Annotated in this window: 16 protein-coding genes; 9 read left to right on the forward strand and 7 right to left on the reverse strand. The window is 70.9% G+C overall.

Translation table 11 applies throughout. From position 1 onward, the window contains the following. Window positions 1–372 precede the first annotated feature (372 nt). From NGB36_RS16410 to NGB36_RS16430, 5 genes are all read left to right on the forward strand, one after another. Entirely contained in the window at window positions 373–576 is a 204-nt protein-coding gene (locus tag NGB36_RS16410) for a tyrosine-type recombinase/integrase (RefSeq protein WP_255921099.1), read from the forward strand. Between the two features lie 131 nt (window positions 577–707). Then, window positions 708–2,177: an aldehyde dehydrogenase gene (locus NGB36_RS16415; protein WP_255921031.1), complete on the forward strand. Its 1,470-nt coding sequence runs from the start codon at window positions 708–710 to the stop codon at window positions 2,175–2,177. Continuing rightward, a complete protein-coding gene (locus tag NGB36_RS16420) occupies window positions 2,177–2,410 on the forward strand; it encodes a ferredoxin (RefSeq protein ID WP_255921032.1) in 234 nt (77 codons plus the stop codon). Before NGB36_RS16415 ends, NGB36_RS16420 begins: the two co-directional genes overlap by 1 nt. Window positions 2,411–2,527: 117 nt before the next feature. Further along, window positions 2,528–5,080: a class III lanthionine synthetase LanKC gene (lanKC, locus tag NGB36_RS16425; protein WP_255921033.1), complete on the forward strand. Its 2,553-nt coding sequence runs from the start codon at window positions 2,528–2,530 to the stop codon at window positions 5,078–5,080. 9 nt (window positions 5,081–5,089) lie between these two features. Further along, on the forward strand, window positions 5,090–5,212 hold the full coding sequence (locus tag NGB36_RS16430; RefSeq protein WP_255921034.1) for a SapB/AmfS family lanthipeptide: 123 nt from the start codon (window positions 5,090–5,092) through the stop codon (window positions 5,210–5,212). A 41-nt stretch (window positions 5,213–5,253) separates the two neighbouring features. On the opposite strand, the gene NGB36_RS16435 is transcribed toward NGB36_RS16430, so the two are convergent. After that, the gene (locus NGB36_RS16435) at window positions 5,254–5,844 is read right to left on the reverse strand and encodes a response regulator transcription factor (protein ID WP_308288864.1); all 591 of its coding nucleotides are present in this window, start codon (window positions 5,842–5,844) and stop codon (window positions 5,254–5,256) included. A 207-nt stretch (window positions 5,845–6,051) separates the two neighbouring features. Continuing rightward, window positions 6,052–6,663: a TetR family transcriptional regulator gene (locus tag NGB36_RS16440; RefSeq protein WP_255921036.1), complete on the reverse strand. Its 612-nt coding sequence runs from the start codon at window positions 6,661–6,663 to the stop codon at window positions 6,052–6,054. A 411-nt stretch (window positions 6,664–7,074) separates the two neighbouring features. On the opposite strand from NGB36_RS16440, the gene NGB36_RS16445 reads away from it, so the two are divergent. The 4 genes from NGB36_RS16445 to NGB36_RS16460 are packed head-to-tail and all read left to right on the forward strand — an operon-like array spanning window position 7,075 to window position 11,148. Continuing rightward, window positions 7,075–8,472 carry a glycosyltransferase family 4 protein gene (locus tag NGB36_RS16445; RefSeq protein WP_372509460.1) on the forward strand — a complete coding sequence of 466 codons (1,398 nt, stop codon included), beginning with the start codon at window positions 7,075–7,077 and terminating at the stop codon, window positions 8,470–8,472. Window positions 8,473–8,515: 43 nt separating this feature from the next. Further along, window positions 8,516–9,259, forward strand: coding sequence for a class I SAM-dependent methyltransferase (locus NGB36_RS16450; protein ID WP_255921037.1), 744 nt, complete (start codon window positions 8,516–8,518; stop codon window positions 9,257–9,259). Beyond that, the gene (locus NGB36_RS16455) at window positions 9,256–10,356 is read left to right on the forward strand and encodes a prenyltransferase/squalene oxidase repeat-containing protein (protein WP_255921038.1); all 1,101 of its coding nucleotides are present in this window, start codon (window positions 9,256–9,258) and stop codon (window positions 10,354–10,356) included. Before NGB36_RS16450 ends, NGB36_RS16455 begins: the two co-directional genes overlap by 4 nt. 9 nt (window positions 10,357–10,365) lie before the next feature. Beyond that, window positions 10,366–11,148 (forward strand): maleylpyruvate isomerase family mycothiol-dependent enzyme, encoded by a 783-nt coding sequence (locus tag NGB36_RS16460; RefSeq protein ID WP_255921039.1) that lies wholly within the window; start codon window positions 10,366–10,368, stop codon window positions 11,146–11,148. Window positions 11,149–11,209: 61 nt separating this feature from the next. Here NGB36_RS16460 and NGB36_RS16465 read toward each other — a convergent pair whose 3' ends face one another. The 5 genes from NGB36_RS16465 to NGB36_RS16485 form a co-directional block, all read right to left on the reverse strand. Then, a complete protein-coding gene (locus tag NGB36_RS16465) occupies window positions 11,210–12,220 on the reverse strand; it encodes an LLM class F420-dependent oxidoreductase (RefSeq protein WP_255921040.1) in 1,011 nt (336 codons plus the stop codon). Between the two features lie 106 nt (window positions 12,221–12,326). Beyond that, on the reverse strand, window positions 12,327–13,151 hold the full coding sequence (locus NGB36_RS16470) for a DUF5336 domain-containing protein (RefSeq protein WP_255921041.1): 825 nt from the start codon (window positions 13,149–13,151) through the stop codon (window positions 12,327–12,329). 82 nt (window positions 13,152–13,233) lie between these two features. Further along, window positions 13,234–13,899, reverse strand: a complete 666-nt coding sequence (locus NGB36_RS16475; RefSeq protein ID WP_255921042.1) for a class I SAM-dependent methyltransferase — start codon at window positions 13,897–13,899, stop codon at window positions 13,234–13,236. Between the two features lie 58 nt (window positions 13,900–13,957). Then, window positions 13,958–14,530 (reverse strand): response regulator transcription factor, encoded by a 573-nt coding sequence (locus NGB36_RS16480; RefSeq protein WP_372509462.1) that lies wholly within the window; start codon window positions 14,528–14,530, stop codon window positions 13,958–13,960. Between the two features lie 38 nt (window positions 14,531–14,568). Continuing rightward, a complete protein-coding gene (locus tag NGB36_RS16485; protein ID WP_255921044.1) occupies window positions 14,569–15,813 on the reverse strand; it encodes a sensor histidine kinase in 1,245 nt (414 codons plus the stop codon). Between the last annotated feature and the right edge of the window lie 5 nt (window positions 15,814–15,818).

A 15,818-nucleotide genomic window follows, 5' to 3' on the forward strand; every position in this document is an offset into this window, starting at 1 on the left:
CCTACGTCCTCGCCAACCGCCAGCTTGGCCCGCGGGACTCCGCAAGCCAGCCTGAGGCCTGACCAGACCCATCGCATCCTCCTTGCAGTCGACCGCCACGGCACTGCCCCGCCTTTGGCAGGCGACCGCGACGTCTTTGGGATCGACAAAAGTTGCAAAATCCAAATAAATGGATATCAGGCTTGTTGTGGGAGAATGATGCGGCGTGCCAGGGAACGCTCGAATGGCCGCTCAGCGTGGCCGATCATTCGAGGGGTTCACGCCGTGGGCAGCTGAGGACCCGCGCAGAAACGTGCCCACGCGGTCGGCGTAGCAGGGGTGATCCCGAAGCCGGGGCCAGGGGAGAAGTACAAGGAGTCCCGTGAGGACGGCATGCACGCGCTCCGTCACTTCTACGCCTCGGTCCTGCTCGACGCGGGAGAGAGCATCAAGGCCCTGAGTACCTACCTCGGACACAGCGATCCGGGCTTCACCCTCCGCACCTATACCCACCTGATGCCCAGTAGCGAGACCCGGACTCGGCAAGCCGTCGACTCCATGTTCAGGAAGGCTCGGAAGCCTCCCACGGCCCCATGACGGCCCCTGCGGCTTCACACAGCCCCCGGCTCAACGGGAAACCGCTGGTCGGGGGCGTTTTCGTCCCTTCCGTGGACTAGTTTAACTAGAACTGGTATCAGTTCTGAGGTGGCGTCAGGAAGGATGCGGTGATGAGCGGAGATCTCCAGTACGAGTACGGGCAGTTGTCCATCGGCGGCGAGCTCGTCGAGCCGCTCGGCGACGGCACCATCGAGGTGATCTCACCCCACACCGAGCAGGTCATCGGCCGCGTCCCGCACGCCTCGCCCGCCGACGTCGACCGGGCCGTCGCCGTCGCCCGCAAGGCCTTCGACCAGGGCCCGTGGCCGCGCATGACCCTCGACGAGCGGATCGAGGTGGTGACCAGGATCAAGGACGCCATCGCGGTGCGCCACGAGGAGATTGCGCGGATGATCAGCGCGCAGAACGGCTCGCCCGTCTCCTGGAGCATCCTCGCCCAGGCGCTCGGCGCGATGATGGTGTGGGACGCGGCGATCACCGTCACCCGCGACTTCCGCTACGAGGAGCAGCGCACCGGGGTGCTGGGGCCGCTGCTGGTGCGGCGCGAACCGGTCGGGGTGGTCGCGGCCGTCGTCCCGTGGAATGTGCCGCAGTTCGTCGCCGCGGCCAAGCTCGGGCCCGCGCTGCTCACCGGCTGCACCGCGATCCTCAAGCCGTCGCCCGAATCGCCGCTCGACGCCTATGTGCTGGCCGAGATCGCCGCCGAGGCCGGGCTGCCGGACGGCGTGCTGTCCGTCCTCCCGGCCGATCGCGAGGTGAGCGAGTACCTCGTCGGGCACCCCGGCATCGACAAGGTCTCCTTCACCGGCTCGGTGGCCGCCGGCAAACGCGTGATGGAGGTGGCGTCCCGCCATCTCACCCGCGTCACCCTGGAGTTGGGTGGGAAGTCCGCGGCGATCATCCTGCCCGACGCCGACCTGGAGGCCGCGGTCGCCGGCATCGTTCCCAACGCCTGGATGAACAACGGCCAGGCGTGCGTGGCCCAGACCCGTATCCTCGCGCCGCGCCGCCACTACGACGAGATCGCCGAGCGGTTCGCGGCGGCCGCGTCCGCCCTCGTGGTCGGTGACCCGCTGGACGCGGCGACCCAGGTCGGCCCGCTGGTCGCCGAGCGCCAGCAGCGCCGCTCGTTCGACTACATCGCACTCGGCCAGCAGGAGGGCGCGAAGGTGCTCACCGGCGGCGGACGGCCCGCGTCGCAGGCGCACGGCTGGTACGTCGAACCCACCCTCTTCGGCGAGGTGAACAACGCGATGCGGATCGCGCGGGAGGAGATCTTCGGCCCGGTGATCTGCCTGCTGCCGTACGGGGACGAGGAGGAGGCGGTGCGGATCGCCAACGACTCCGACTACGGCCTGTCCGGGAGCGTGTGGACCTCCGACGTCGGCCACGGCATCGACATCGCACGCCGGGTGCGCACCGGCACGTACTCGGTGAACACCTTCAGCCTCGACATGCTCGGCCCGTTCGGCGGGTACAAGTCCTCCGGCCTGGGGCGGGAGTTCGGGCCCGAGGGCTACTCCGAATACCTGGAGCACAAGATGATCCACCTGCCCGCGGGATGGGAGGGCGAGAACTGATGGGCGACCGCTGGCACATCGATGTCGACCGGTCGCTGTGCATCGGCTCGGGAATGTGCGTCAGCACCGCACCCGGCGGCTTCTGCCTCGACGCGGCGCGCCAGTCGCACTCGGTCGAGGCCGAGGCGGACGCCGGCGAACCGCTGCTGCTGGCCGCCGAGGGCTGCCCGGTCGAGGCGATCACGATCACCGTGGTCGGCAGCGGCGAACCGGTCTTCCCGCCGGAGGAGTGACAACACGCCGGTGCCGGACCGTGCATTCCGCACGGTGAATTCGTGACAGTTGTGACTGTTCCGCCCTTCGGGTCTCGTGGAAATCTTGATCCATCAGGCCCGGAGGGGGGACGGACGATGGACAAGCGATACGAGGTCTACTGCCTCGCCGGCACGCACTTCTACGACACGCCGGACCAGACCGGCGCGGACGACTTCGACACCGCCCGGCGTCCGGTGCCCGACGGCTGGACGTCGCTGCGCCACGGCGACTGGCTGCACTTACGCCCCTCGCCTCCGCCGGGCCGTGAAAGCCCGTCCCAGGGCTGGAAGGTCCATGTGTCGGCAACCCTGGAAGGCGCCGACAAGACCGCGGCGAAGGTGTGGGAATACTGCGTACCGCGCTCCATCCCCTTCAAGTTCATCCCGAGCCGCCGCCTGCTGCACCTGCGCAGCTCCAAGTACGCCGACCGAGGCTCCAGCGGGAAGTTCGTCACCGTCTACCCGGCGGACGAGAAGGAACTCCAGGCGATTCTTGGTGAGTTGGGCGACGAACTGCGCGGTGAGCCCGGCCCGTACATCCTCAGCGACTTGCGCTGGGGAGACGGTCCGCTGCATGTGCGCTACGGGGGGTTCGCCCCGAAGTACTGCCCCGGCCCGGACGGCGCTCTCGTCCCGGCGGTGGAGGACGCCGGCGGCCGGCTCGTCCCGGACCGAAGGGGTCCCGCGTTCCACGTCCCCACCTGGGTGAAACTGCCGACCTTCCTCGAACCGCACCTCGCCGCGCGCCGCGCCACGACCACCGACGGGCTGCCCTACCGGATCGAGCGCGCGCTGCACTTCTCCAATGGCGGCGGCGTCTACGCGGCGACGGACACGCGCACGGGCGATGCGGTGGTCCTCAAGGAGGCGCGCCCGCATGCGGGCCTCGCTTCGGACGGGGCCGACGCCGTCACCCGGCTGGAACGGGAGAAAGCAGCCCTCGAACGCGTCGCCGGGCTGGGCGTCGCGCCGCAGGTCCGCGACTGGTTCACCCTCGGGGAGCACAGCTTCCTCGTGATGAGCTTCCTGCCCGGCCGCACCCTCAACTCCTTCTTCGCCGAGCGGCATCCCCTGCTCGGGACGAGACCCGACATACGCGCCGTCGAGGACTACACCCGGTGGGCGCTGCACATTCACGCGGCGGCGGAGGAGGCGGTCGAGGCCGTCCACGGCCGCGGAGTGGTCTTCAACGACCTGCACATGTTCAACATCATGGTCGCCCCCGACGAACGCACCGTCGCGCTGCTGGACTTCGAGGCTGCCGCGGGGGTCGAGGAGGGTCGTCGGCAGTCCGTCGCCCACCCGGGCTTCGTCGCTCCGGCCGACAGGACCGGCTTCGACGTCGACCGCTATGCGCTCGCCTGCCTGCGCATCGCGCTGTTCGTGCCGCTCACCACCCTGCTCGCCGTCGACCGCTCCAAGGCGGGGCATCTCGCCCGGATCGCCGCCGAGCAGTTCCCCGGCATACCACGGGAGTTCCTCGACCGGGCGGTGGACGAGATCGCTCCCGTACGGGGAAGGCGGCGGCCCGCCCCAACGGACGCGCCGCTCACCTGTGGCGCGATGGCGGCAGCGATACTCGCCTCGGCGACGCCCGAGCGCGACGACCGGCTCTTCCCCGGCGACATAGCCCAGTTCGCGCCCGGCGGCGGCCTCGCCCTGGCCCACGGAGCGGCCGGGGTGCTCTACGCACTCGCCGAGACCGGGGCCGCCCGGTACGAGGAGGGCGAGCAATGGCTGCTGCAGCGCGCCGCAGAACCCGAGCACGGCACGCCGCCCGGGCTGTACGACGGACTGCTCGGCATCGCCTACGTCCTCGACCGGCTCGGGCACACCGGTCCGGCGCTCGACCTCGTGGAGCGGGCGCTCGCAGAGCAGTGGCAGCGCCTCGGCCCCGGGATGTACGACGGGCTTGCCGGACTCGGCCTCGTCCTGGACCACTTCGCGCAGACCACGGGCGAGAGCATCCTGCAGCAGCATGCGATGCACGCGGCGCGGCTTGCGTTCGGGCGCCCGGCGCTCCGCGCGGGGCTGCTGCACGGCGTCACGGGCACCGCACTGCTGCTGGTACGGCTCTACGAGCGCACCGGCGACATCGCGCTGCTGGATCTGGCCGCCGAGGCCCTGCGCCGGGACCTCCGCCGGTGCGTCGTCGGACGCCACGGCGCCTGGCTCGTCGACGAGGGCAGCCGGACCATGCCCTACGTGGGCGCGGGAAGCGTCGGGATCGCGATGGTCCTCGACGACTATCTGGGGCACCGTGACGACGAGGAGTTCGCCCGCGCCCGCGCGGGGATACTTCCCGCCGCCCAGTCGCGCTTCTACGCACAGCCGGGACTCTTCCGCGGCCGCGCCGGAATGATCCTTCATCTCGGGCGTACGACGACGCCGGGAGTGACCCCCAGGGCGCTCGACGACCAGATATCGGGGCTGGACTGGTACACCATGCGCTTCGGCGGGGGCACCGCCTTCCCCGGTGACCAGCTGATGCGGCTGTCGATGGATCTCGCGACCGGCACCGCCGGCTGCCTCCTCGCGCTCGGCGCCGCGCGCCGGGACGCCACCACCGGGCCCGGGCCGGCCGGGCTCCCTTTTCTGCCGCCGCCGCAGGGGCGGCGGTCGATGGATGAAACACCGCCTGAAAGGTAGGAGATGATCATGTCGCTTCTTGATCTGCAGACGTTGGAGACCGCCGAGCCGGCCGAGGCCGGCGAGAACTGGGAGAGCGGGCTCAGCCTGCTGCTGTGTGACAGCCTCGCCAGCGTCACCCTCTGCGTCTGATCCACCGTCGCGTCCGGGAGGGGGCCGGTGGGCAGGCGGATTCACAGCCAGCCGGCCCCCTGCGAGATGCGAATGGCGTCCACTCGATTGCGTGCTCCCGTCTTGCGGGTGATCGCCGCCATGTAGTTGCGCACCGTCCCGTTGGACAGGTGCAGGTGACTGGCGATCTCGGCGACGGAGGCGCCCTCGGCGGCGAGTGACAGCACGCTCAACTCGCGTGGTGTCAGCGGAAGATCGGCTGCCTGGAGGAAGTCGAATCCGAGTGAGTTGTCGACGAAACGTTTCCCCGCGGCGACGTGGCGAATCGCCCGTGGCAGCCCCTCCGCCGGCGCGTCCTTGTTGACGTAACCCATCGCCCGGGCCCGCGAGGCTCTCCGCAGCAGACCGGGCTTGCTCGCGGAGGCGAGGACGAGCAGCGCCGACAGCTCCGTCGGCGCGGCCGGGGTGCCGAGCGCCGCCGACCCCGGACAGTCCGCGTCGACCATGCACACGTCGGGCCGTAAGGATCGCGCGCTGTGGGCCGCGGTCCGCCAAGGCGCGGTCATCACATCGAGATCGTTCTCCCGGTCGAGCAGGGCCGCAAGCGCCGACCGCAGCAGACAGGTGTCGTGCACGAAAAGTACCCGGATCACGATTGCCCCTCCCAGAACCCCGTGCATCGCCGTGCGTGAAAGATCCCCGTGGCCCCGGGCACCCCCTCGTACCCCGCGCCGCTCACCAGAGCAGCATCATTCCTACCGGCGATCAACGGCCACTTGGACAGGGATTCCGGCCAAGGGGGTGCGCACCTGGCGCACGGGCGGCGCGCATACCACCACACTGCGCGCCCTGCTGCGCCCTCAGGGGCGGGGAGGCGCGGTGAGGTCGATCAGCCTGCAGACCATCTCTATGTCTATCTTGACCTGCGCGATCGAGGCCCGCCCCGACAACCACGTGACCAGCGCCGAATGCCATGTGTGCTCGATGACGCGGACGGCGGAGAGCTGCTCGTGCGTGGGCGCCCCTTCGAGACGCACCGCGTCCAGGATGATCGCGGTCGTCAGCCGCGAGACGGTGTCGACCTCCGGGCTCACCGAACGGTCGGCGAAGGTCAGCGCCCTGACCATGGCATCGGCCAACTGCGGCTCGCGCTGGAGCGCGCGGAACGCCCGCATCAGCGTCTCGGCCACGCGTGCGGACGGCTCCTCGGCGGCCGGCGGCCGCTTGCGCAGTGTTTCGTGCATCTGCTGCAGCTGGTCCTGCATGGTCGCCACCAGCAGGTGCACCTTCGAGGGGAAGTAGCGGTAGAGGGTGCCCAGCGCCACCTGGGAGTTCTCCGCGACCTCGCGCATCTGCACGGCGTCGAAGCCGCCCCGGCTCGCAAGCTGCGCGCTGGCGTGCAGGATGCGGCGGCGGCGAGCCTCCTGACGTTCGGTCAGAGGCGGGGAGGCCGGCTTGGGGTCTGTCGCCATGTGTCCCTTGCTGCTCCGTTCGCTCCGCCGCGCCGGCGGCTGATGTTGCGGTCGCCCGCTCCCAGGCTCCGCGGACGGCCTCGTTGCTCGGCCGGCCTCCCCTTGCCACGCGGGAGACCTCCTCCGCCTGCTCGCATGTGTCGCTCACAGCATCCGTGGCGTCCGTCCGTCTGCGTGACGTCCGTACATCTCCGTGACGTCCGTCCATCGCGGCGCATCACAACAGCATTTTCCCAGCGCGCATGATGGCAGGAGCCCGCGCCGTGGCGCGAATCACCGCGGTCCTCCGGTGGCGGGCACGGTTACTCCCGGGTAGATTCTGGGGGTGCTGGGCGAGTGGATCTGAAACTTGTTCTAGATTAGCGCGACCGGTTACGCTCCGGCTCAATCACAGCAAGAAGGGGGCCGTGAGTGACAGCTGAGGCCGCTCAGGCAGTCGGGCCCACGCCCGTGCGCCGCGCCCCCGACGGCCGGCGCCCTCCCCTTGCCTGCGACGGGAGGTACCCCCTGCGGGTCGCCCTGCTGACGTACAAGGGGAACCCGTTCTGCGGAGGCCAGGGCGTCTACGTGCGCCACCTCTCCCGTGAGCTCGCCCGTCTGGGCCACACGGTCGAGGTGATCGCCGCTCAGCCGTACCCCGTGCTCGACCTCGACGAAGGCGTCACCCTCACCCGGCTGCCGAGCCTCGACCTCTACCGGCAGCCGGACCCCTTCCGCACACCGCGGCGCGAGGAGTTGCGCGACTGGATCGACGCGCTCGAAGTGGCCACCATGTGGACCGGAGGCTTCCCCGAGCCGCTCACCTTCAGCCTGCGCGCCCGCCGCCACCTCGCGGCCCGGGCCCGCGCCCTCGACACCTTCGACGTCGTCCACGACAACCAGACCCTCGGCTACGGCCTGCTCGGCCTCGACCGCCGCATCGCACCGCTGGTCACCACGGTCCACCACCCGATCACGGTGGACCGCAGGCTGGAGCTGGACGCTGCGCAGGGCTGGAAGCGGCGCACCTCGGTCCGACGCTGGTACGGCTTCACCCAGATGCAAAAGCGCGTCGCCCGCCATCTCCCCAGCGTGCTCACCGTCTCGGGCTCCTCACGCCAGGAGATCATCGACGATCTCGGGGTACGGGAGGACCGCATCCACGTCGTGCCTGTCGGCGCCGACACCCGGCTCTTCTCGCCCGATCCGGCGGTGCCCGAGGTGCCCGGACGCATCGTCACCACCTCCAGCGCCGACGTGCCGCTCAAGGGGCTCGTCTTCCTCGTCGAGGCGCTCGCCAAGGTGCGCACGGAGCACCCACAGGCGCATCTCGTCGTCGTCGGCAAGCGCCCGGAGAAGGGGCCGGTCGCCGCGGCCGTCGAACGGTACGGGCTCGGCGGCGCGGTGGAGTTCGTCAAGGGCGTCAGCGACGCCGAACTGGTCGACCTGGTCAGAAGCGCTCAGGTCGCCTGCGTGCCCTCGCTCTACGAGGGCTTCTCGCTGCCCGCCGCCGAAGCGATGGCCGCCGGCACCGCGCTCGTGGCCACCACGGGCGGTGCGATACCCGAGGTCGCCGGCGCCGACGGCGAGACGTGCCTGGCCGTGCCGCCGGGCGACGCCGACGCCCTCGCCGTCGCCGTGCGGCGGCTGCTCGGCGACGACGCGCTGCGGCGGCGACTCGCCGTGGCCGGCCGTGAACGGGTGCTGCGGCGCTTCACCTGGGAGCAGGCCGCGCTCGGCACCGTGCAGCGCTACCGCGAGGCCATCGCCGCATCGCCCAGTACCCGACAACGCCGCCCTGCGGGGGCAAGCCCCCGGATCCCCGAGTGAGAGCTCCCCGAGTGAATGCTCCCCGAGTGAAAGCCGAGACCCCGTGCTGACCGTCGACTTCTCCCGCTTCCCGCTGGCGCCCGGAGACAGGGTGCTCGACCTCGGGTGCGGTGCGGGCCGCCACGCCTTCGAGTGCTATCGCCGTGGCGCTGACGTCGTCGCGCTCGACCGCAACGGCGAGGAGATCCGCGAGGTCGCCAAGTGGTTCGCGGCGATGCAGGAGGCGGGTGAGGCCCCGTCCGGTGCGACTGCTCTCGCCATGGAGGGCGACGCGCTCCAACTGCCCTTCCCCGACGACAGCTTCGACGTCGTCATCATCTCCGAGGTCATGGAGCACATACCGGACGACAAGGGCGTGCTCGCCGAGATGGTGCGCGTCCTGCGCCCCGGCGGCCGCATCGCCGTCACCGTCCCCCGGTACCTCCCCGAGAAGATCTGCTGGGCGCTGTCGGACGCCTACCACGAGGTCGAGGGCGGCCACATCCGCATCTACCGCGGCGACGAGCTGCTGGAGAAGATGCGCGAGGCCGGGCTCGAGCCGTACGGCACCCACCACGCCCACGGTCTGCACTCCCCGTACTGGTGGATCAAGTGCGCGGTCGGGGTGGACAACGACAAGGCGCTGCCGGTCAGGGCGTACCACAAGCTGCTGGTCTGGGACATCATGAAGAAGCCGCTGGCGACGCGGCTCGCCGAACAGGCACTCAATCCCCTCATCGGCAAGAGCTTCGTGGCCTACGCCACCAAGCCGCACACCCGCCCGGTCGACACAGAGGCGGTCGCGTGACGAGCCCTGGGCGCACCGAGCGGCTCGTGCTCCCCGGGGTGCTCACCGCCGACCAGGCGGCCGCGACCGTCCGCGGGATCGTCGCGATACAGCGGCCCGACGGCGCCATACCCTGGTTCACCGGCGGGCATCTCGACCCCTGGGACCACGTCGAGGCGGCCATGGCGCTCGACGCCGCGGGCGAGCACGAGCGCGCGGAGGCCGCCTACCTCTGGCTCGCGCGCAACCAGAATGCGGACGGCTCCTGGTACGCCGCCTACTCGTACGCCGACGATCCCGCCGGGGCTCACGCAACCCCCGGCGACCGCGGCCGGGAGACCAACTTCTGCGCCTACATCGCGGTCGGGGTGTGGCACCACTACCTGTCCACCGGCGACGACGCCTTCCTCGACGAGATGTGGCCGCACCTGTTCGCGGCCGTGGAGTTCGTCCTCGAACTCCAGCTGCCGGGCGGCGAGATCGCGTGGAAGCGCGAGGACGACGACAGCCACCCGAACGAGGCGCTGCTCACCGGGTGCTGCTCCATCTACCAGGCGCTGCGCTGCGCTCTCGCCGTCGCCGAGCAGCGCGAAGAGCCGCAGCCCGACTGGGAGCTGGCAACCGGCCGGCTCGGGCATGCGATCCTGCGCCACCCCGAGCGGTTCATGGACAAGAGCCGCTACTCCATGGACTGGTACTACCCGGTGCTCGGCACCGCGCTGCGCGGCCCTGAGGCCAAGGAGCGCATCGAGTCGGCCTGGGACCGCTTCGTCGTTCCCGGGCTCGGGGTGCGCTGTGTCGAGGACCGGCCATGGGTGACGGGAGGCGAGAGCGCCGAACTGGCGCTCGCCCTCTGGGCGATGGGGGAGTCCGACCGTGCGGTGGAGATCCTCGCGTCGATCCGTCACCTGCGGGCGGAGGACGGAATGTACTGGACGGGATACGTCTTCGAGGACGATGCCGTCTGGCCCGAGGAGCGCACCTCCTGGACGGCGGGGGCGCTGCTGCTCGCCGTGGCGGCGCTCGGCGGTGACGAGGCGACGACCGCGGTGTTCGACGGAGGGCGGCTTCCGGTCGGTCTCGTCGAGCCCCCGGCGCACGGCTGTTCGTGCGTGTAGGGTTCCGGTATGGCCGGACTCGATCACGAGACGTACTGTTCGCACATCGTCGCTGAGACCGAAGGCTTCCGGGAGGCGCTGCGCGGCGCGGACCTGGAGACGACGGTGCCGACCTGCCCCGAGTGGACGCTGTGGCGGCTGGCGCAGCATCTCGGCGGGGGGAACCTGTGGGCCGAGGAGATCGTCCGCAGCCGGTCCACCGAGGCCCTTCCCTTCGCCGATGTTCCCGGTTTGCAGACGCCCCAGGACCCCGAGGGCCTGGACGCCTGGCTTGCGGACGGTGCGGAGCGGCTGGTGGCGACGCTGCGCGAGGCGGGGCCCGACGCCTCGGTGTGGACCTTCACTGCTCACGGCACGTCCGGCTTCTGGGCGCGCCGCCGGGCGTGCGAGACGCTGGTGCACCGTGCCGATGCGGCGCTGGCGGCCGGACGGGAGTACCAGGCACCGGCGGAGCTGGCCGCGGACGCGATCGACGAGTGGCTGGAGATCGTCTCCTCACCCGAAGCCATTGCCTTCCGGCCGTCGTTGGGCGAGCTGAGCGGCAAGGGAGAGACACTCCACCTCCACGCCACCGACGCCCCGCCGGAGCTGGGCGCCGAGTGGCTGATCGAGCGCACCCCCGACGGTGTGCGCTGGCGGCGCGAACACGCCAAGGGCGATGTCGCCCTGCGCGGAACGCTCACCGACGTACTGCTCGTTTTCAACCGGCGGCTTCCGCTCGACAGCGAGCGGCTCGACGTGATCGGCGACCGCTCGCTGCTCGACCACTGGCTGGAGCGGACGAACTTCTAGAACCTCCCGCGGTGCGGAGGCGGCAGGACGGCGGTTCAGGACGGCGGTTCAGGACGGCGGTTCAGGAGTTGAGCTCGGCCAGCACACGCAGCGTCGCCGGGTCCGGCGCCGTCACCAGCAGGTCGGTGACGGGCCCGCGGCGCCACAACTCCAGCCGCTCCGCAATGCGTTCGCGCGGGCCGACGAGTGAGATCTCGTCGGCGAACGCCTCGGGCACGGCGGCCACTGCCTCCTCGCGACGCCCTTCGAGGAAGAGCTCCTGGACCCTGCGGGCTTCTTCCTCGTATCCCATCCTCGCCATCAGATCGGCGTGGAAATTGCGCGACTTGGCGCCCATGCCGCCGATGTAGAAACCCAGCATCATCCTCACCGCGGCCAGGCCGTCGGCCGGGTCGTCGCACAGCTGCGCCCGCACCATCGGGGCGACCATGAACCCCGGCGCGGCGCCCGCGATCGAGCCCTCGTAGACATCGGTGCGGAACGGCGACCAGTACAGCGGCAGCCAGCCGTCGGCGATCGCTGCGGTCTGCGTGATGTTCTTCGGGCCCTCGGCGCCGAGGAGCACGGGCAGATCGGCGCGGAGCGGGTGCGTGATGGGCTTGAGCGGCCTGCCGAGACCGGTGCCGTCCGGTCCCGCGTACGGCAGGCCGTGATAGTCACCGGTGAGCTCCACGGGCGCGGCGCGGCGCAGCACCTGCCGTACGACGTCGATGTATTCGCGGGTCGCGGTGAGCGGGCTCTTCGGGAACGGCCTGCCGTACCAGCCCTCGACGACCTGCGGCCCGGAAAGGCCGAGGCCGAGCATCATCCGCCCGCCGGAGAGGTGGTCGAGGGTGAGGGCGTGCATCGCCGTCGCGGTGGGGGAGCGGGCGGCCATCTGCGCGACAGCGGTACCCAGCCGAATGCGGGAGGTATGGGCGGCGATCCACGTCAGAGGGGTGAAGGCGTCGGATCCCCAGGATTCGGCGGTCCACACCGAGTGGTAGCCGAGCTGTTCGGCCTCGCGGGCGAGGCCGAGATGGTGCGGTGCGGGGGAGCGGCCCCAGTAGCCGAGCGCCAGACCGAGTCGCATCGCCGAAGCCTTTCTGACGTACCGTCAGTTATTCGGTCGGGTCAGCTTAACGGGAAAGGGACCCCGGGGCGAAGCCCCGGACCCCTTTCCCGATGCACTCTTCGGGTCAGCCGCGCTGGATCCCCGTGGTGTCCTGCAGCACGCCACGTCGGCCGTCCTGCGTCTGTGCCACCAGGGCGCCGCCGCGCTGGTCGACGGCGAGATACCAGGTGCCCGGCGTCAGTTCGGCGACCGGCGACGGCGAACCGTCCTCCGGGTACAGCGGCCGCGTCACCGGCACCGCGAACCAGAACGGCGCAAACCCCTGCACCGGCGCTGCGGCCTGCTGAGCGGTCGGCTGTGGCGCCGGGGCCACCTGCTCGTGCGGCTGGCCGGGTTGCATGCCGTACGGCTGCCCCGGTTGGCCGCCCGGGTAACCGTAACCGCCTCCCGGCTGCGTCCCGTACGGCTGCGCACCTGCGTACGGCTGCGGCTGCGGTTGCGCGAGGCGCGGCGCCGGGAGCAGGGCCGCCTTCAGCGCGGGCGTGCGCGGGGTCAGCACCGCCGCGGCGGTCATCACCAGCAGGGCGACGACGGCGAGGATCATCCCGGTGCCGGGCCCGAGCTGCGAGTTGCCGCCGAACAGCCCCCACACCGCGCCCCAGGTGGCGAAGACCGCAAAGGCGGTGCCCCACTGATCGGGACCGAGGCCAGCCACCTTGCGGGCCTCGGGAAGGAGCCTCGCGACGACGATGAGCCCGGCGGCGATCACTCCGCCCAGGAAGATCGACGGAAGGGTCGGGAAGAACTCCGGCTGCCACCCGGACAGTGACGGGCAGTCCGGACCGCAGCCGCCGTTGACGGAGTAGTAATCGAGGAAGGAGGCGATGAACAGCAACACCGCTGCCCCGATCACCACGCCGTCTCCTCGAGTGAGCGAGCGGATGTTCACGTCGTAATGTCCTCTTATCGGTCGTTATGCTGTCGTCGCTGCGGGGGCGAGTCCCCATCGTACGGGCGTGATATGCACCCGGTCAGCCGGGTTGGGCCGCCATCGGCTGCCGCCCGGAACGGCGCAGCACGCGCAGCGACCGCGTCGTCGGCAGCTCCGTGAACGCCCCCGACTCCAGTGCGCGCCGGTAGATCCGGTACGGCGCCTGGCCGCCGTCCGCCGGATCGGGGAACACATCGTGGATCACCAGCAGGCCGCCGGGCGCGAGGTGCGGGGTCCAGCCGTCGAAGTCGGCGGAGGCGTGCTCGTCGGTGTGGCCGCCGTCGATGAAGACCAGTCCCAGCGGCGTGCCCCACAGCGCGGCGATCCGGGGCGAGCGGCCGACGAGCGCGATCACATGGTCTTCGAGCCCCGCCTTGAACAGGGTGCGGCGGAAGACCGGGAGCGTGTCCATCCGCGCGACATCGGGGTCCGGGTCGACGAGGGACGGGTCGTGGTACTCCCAGCCCGGCTGCTGCTCCTCGCTGCCGCGGTGGTGGTCGACGGTGACCGCCACCGTGCCCCCTTCCCGGGCGGCCTCGGCGAGCAGGATCGTGGAGCGGCCGCAGTACGTGCCGACCTCCAGCAGCGGCAGTCCGAGCCGGGCGGCCTCGCCGGCCGCCGCGTACAGGGCTAGACCCTCGTCGAGAGGCATGAACCCCTTCGCCGATTCGAATGCGGCAAGGACGCTTGGGCGGGGCTTTGTCATGTGCCCATCGTGCCCTACCGCGCGCCGCGGCGCCTCGGTGGGGCCGCGTCGCCCGAGGTCAGAGCCACCCGTTGGCGCGCGCCGCACGGACCGCCTCCATCCGGTTGCGGCTGCCGGTCTTACCGATGGCGGAGGAGAGATAGTTGCGCACGGTCGATTGGGACAGGTGGAGCCTGGCCGCGATACCGGCGACCGTCGAGCCGTCGGCGGCGGCATTGAGGACGTCGACCTCGCGCCGGGTGAGCGGATTCGGCCCGGCGCTGAGCGCGGCCGCGGCCAGTGCGGGGTCGATGACGCGCTCCCCCCGGAGCACCCGCCGTACTGCGGCCGCCAGTTCCTCGACAGGACCGTCCTTGACGAGGAACCCGGAAGCACCCGACTCCATGGCGCGCCGCAGGTAGCCGGGCCGTCCGAAGGTCGTGAGGATCAGGATGCGGCAGTCAGGCAGCGCGGCGCGCAGCTCGGCGGCGGCATCGAGGCCGCTGCGGCCCGGCAGCTCGATATCGAGAAGCGCGACGTCCGGCCCCGCGTCCTGTGCGGCTGGGACGATCGCGTCACCGTCACCGACCTTAGCGACGACCTCGATGTCCTCCTCCAGGCCCAGCAGCAGCGCCAACGCGCCCCGCATCATGCCCTGGTCCTCGGCCAGCAGCACCCTGATCGGCGCGGTCACGCCATCTGCTCCCGGCCCGTCCGTTCCGCCGACGCGTTGACCGGTTCGAGGCGTTCCACGGGCAGTTGGGCGCTGAGCCGGAAGCCCCGCCGGCCGGCCGGGCCGGCCGTCAGCGTGCCGCCCGCCGCCGCGAGCCGCTCGGTCAGCCCCTTCAAGCCGGTGCCACCTGCGGCCTTGCCGCTGCCGTCGGGGGTGCCCGGGCCGGTACCGTTGTCGGTGATCTCCAGGAGCGCCCGGCCGCCGCCGGTGCGCACCTCGACCAGGCAGGACGAGGCCCTGCTGTGCCGTACCACGTTCGTCACGCCCTCCCGTACCACCCATCCGAACAGCGCCTCCGCCTGCGGCGGCAGCGGCGGGCCCGATTCGCGGACGACCGCTTCGATCCCCGAGGCGCTCAGCGCGGAGCGGGCGCGGTCGAGTTCGGTCGTCAGCCCGGCCTCACGGTATCCCGTCACTGCCTCCCGGATCTCGGCCAGTGCCTGGCGTCCCACCGACTCGATGTCCGCGGCCTGGCCGAGCGCCGCATCGAGATCGATCGGAGCGAGGCGTCGTACCGCCTCTGCCTTGACCACGATCACGGACATGGTGTGGCCGAGCAGATCGTGAAGATCGCGAGCGAACCGGAGACGTTCCTCGGCCACGGCGTTCCGGGCCAGTTGCTGCCGGGTCTCGCGAAGCTTGGCCACCGCCTCGTGGAGTGTGAGCACGGCAGCTATCACCAGGCCCGAGATGAAGGTGCTGTACGCGATGGTGGCGCAGTCCCAGAAACCGTTGCCGTGGTAGCCGTCGATGAACCCCGCCGAGCCGGCCAGCGCCAGCAGCAGCATCGCGAACCGCCGGCCGCGTGCGATCGTCCCGCAGCAGAGCGAGACCGGGACGAACAACAGCACGAAGTTGTGGCCGAAGACTATGGCGAGGACGTACTCGATCGCCACGAGCACCGCCAGCAGCCGGTGCGCCGCCGGTCCGTCGCTGTACGGCGGATGAAATGCGGCGAGTACGCACCCCACATAGACGACGGCGAAAGCGGCGAGGCCTGTGCCGGCCAGCCAGGGCAATGGCACCCGGCCGTTCGCGATGTCGGCGGTCGGACCGATGCCCATCGACAGCCAGGGCAACAGCAGGCGGTGACCTGGTGGTTTGAGCCTCTCGATCTCCCGCTCAATCGAGTAAGCGCACGAACTCGCCCGGCGCTCCTCGCGCCACCGCTGCCACGCTCGCGTCCCCCATGCCCAGTCCATGATTT

Source organism: Streptomyces humicola (assembly GCF_024436035.1).
Lineage (GTDB): Bacteria > Actinomycetota > Actinomycetes > Streptomycetales > Streptomycetaceae > Streptantibioticus_B > Streptantibioticus_B humicola.

Excerpts from the sequence above, each read along its gene's own strand:
- NGB36_RS16460 (WP_255921039.1), top strand. The coding sequence starts at position 10,366 with ATGGCCGGACTCGATCACGAGACGTACTGTTCGCACATCGTCGCTGAG.
- NGB36_RS16440 (WP_255921036.1), bottom strand. The coding sequence starts at position 6,663 with ATGGCGACAGACCCCAAGCCGGCCTCCCCGCCTCTGACCGAACGTCAG.
- NGB36_RS16420 (WP_255921032.1), top strand. The coding sequence starts at position 2,177 with ATGGGCGACCGCTGGCACATCGATGTCGACCGGTCGCTGTGCATCGGC.
- NGB36_RS16480 (WP_372509462.1), bottom strand. The coding sequence starts at position 14,530 with ATGATGCGGGGCGCGTTGGCGCTGCTGCTGGGCCTGGAGGAGGACATC.
- NGB36_RS16410 (WP_255921099.1), top strand. The coding sequence starts at position 373 with ATGCACGCGCTCCGTCACTTCTACGCCTCGGTCCTGCTCGACGCGGGA.
- NGB36_RS16415 (WP_255921031.1), top strand. The coding sequence starts at position 708 with ATGAGCGGAGATCTCCAGTACGAGTACGGGCAGTTGTCCATCGGCGGC.
- NGB36_RS16475 (WP_255921042.1), bottom strand. The coding sequence starts at position 13,899 with ATGACAAAGCCCCGCCCAAGCGTCCTTGCCGCATTCGAATCGGCGAAG.
- NGB36_RS16485 (WP_255921044.1), bottom strand. The coding sequence starts at position 15,813 with ATGGACTGGGCATGGGGGACGCGAGCGTGGCAGCGGTGGCGCGAGGAG.
- NGB36_RS16430 (WP_255921034.1), top strand. The coding sequence starts at position 5,090 with ATGTCGCTTCTTGATCTGCAGACGTTGGAGACCGCCGAGCCGGCCGAG.
- NGB36_RS16465 (WP_255921040.1), bottom strand. The coding sequence starts at position 12,220 with ATGCGACTCGGTCTGGCGCTCGGCTACTGGGGCCGCTCCCCCGCACCG.
- lanKC (WP_255921033.1), top strand. The coding sequence starts at position 2,528 with ATGGACAAGCGATACGAGGTCTACTGCCTCGCCGGCACGCACTTCTAC.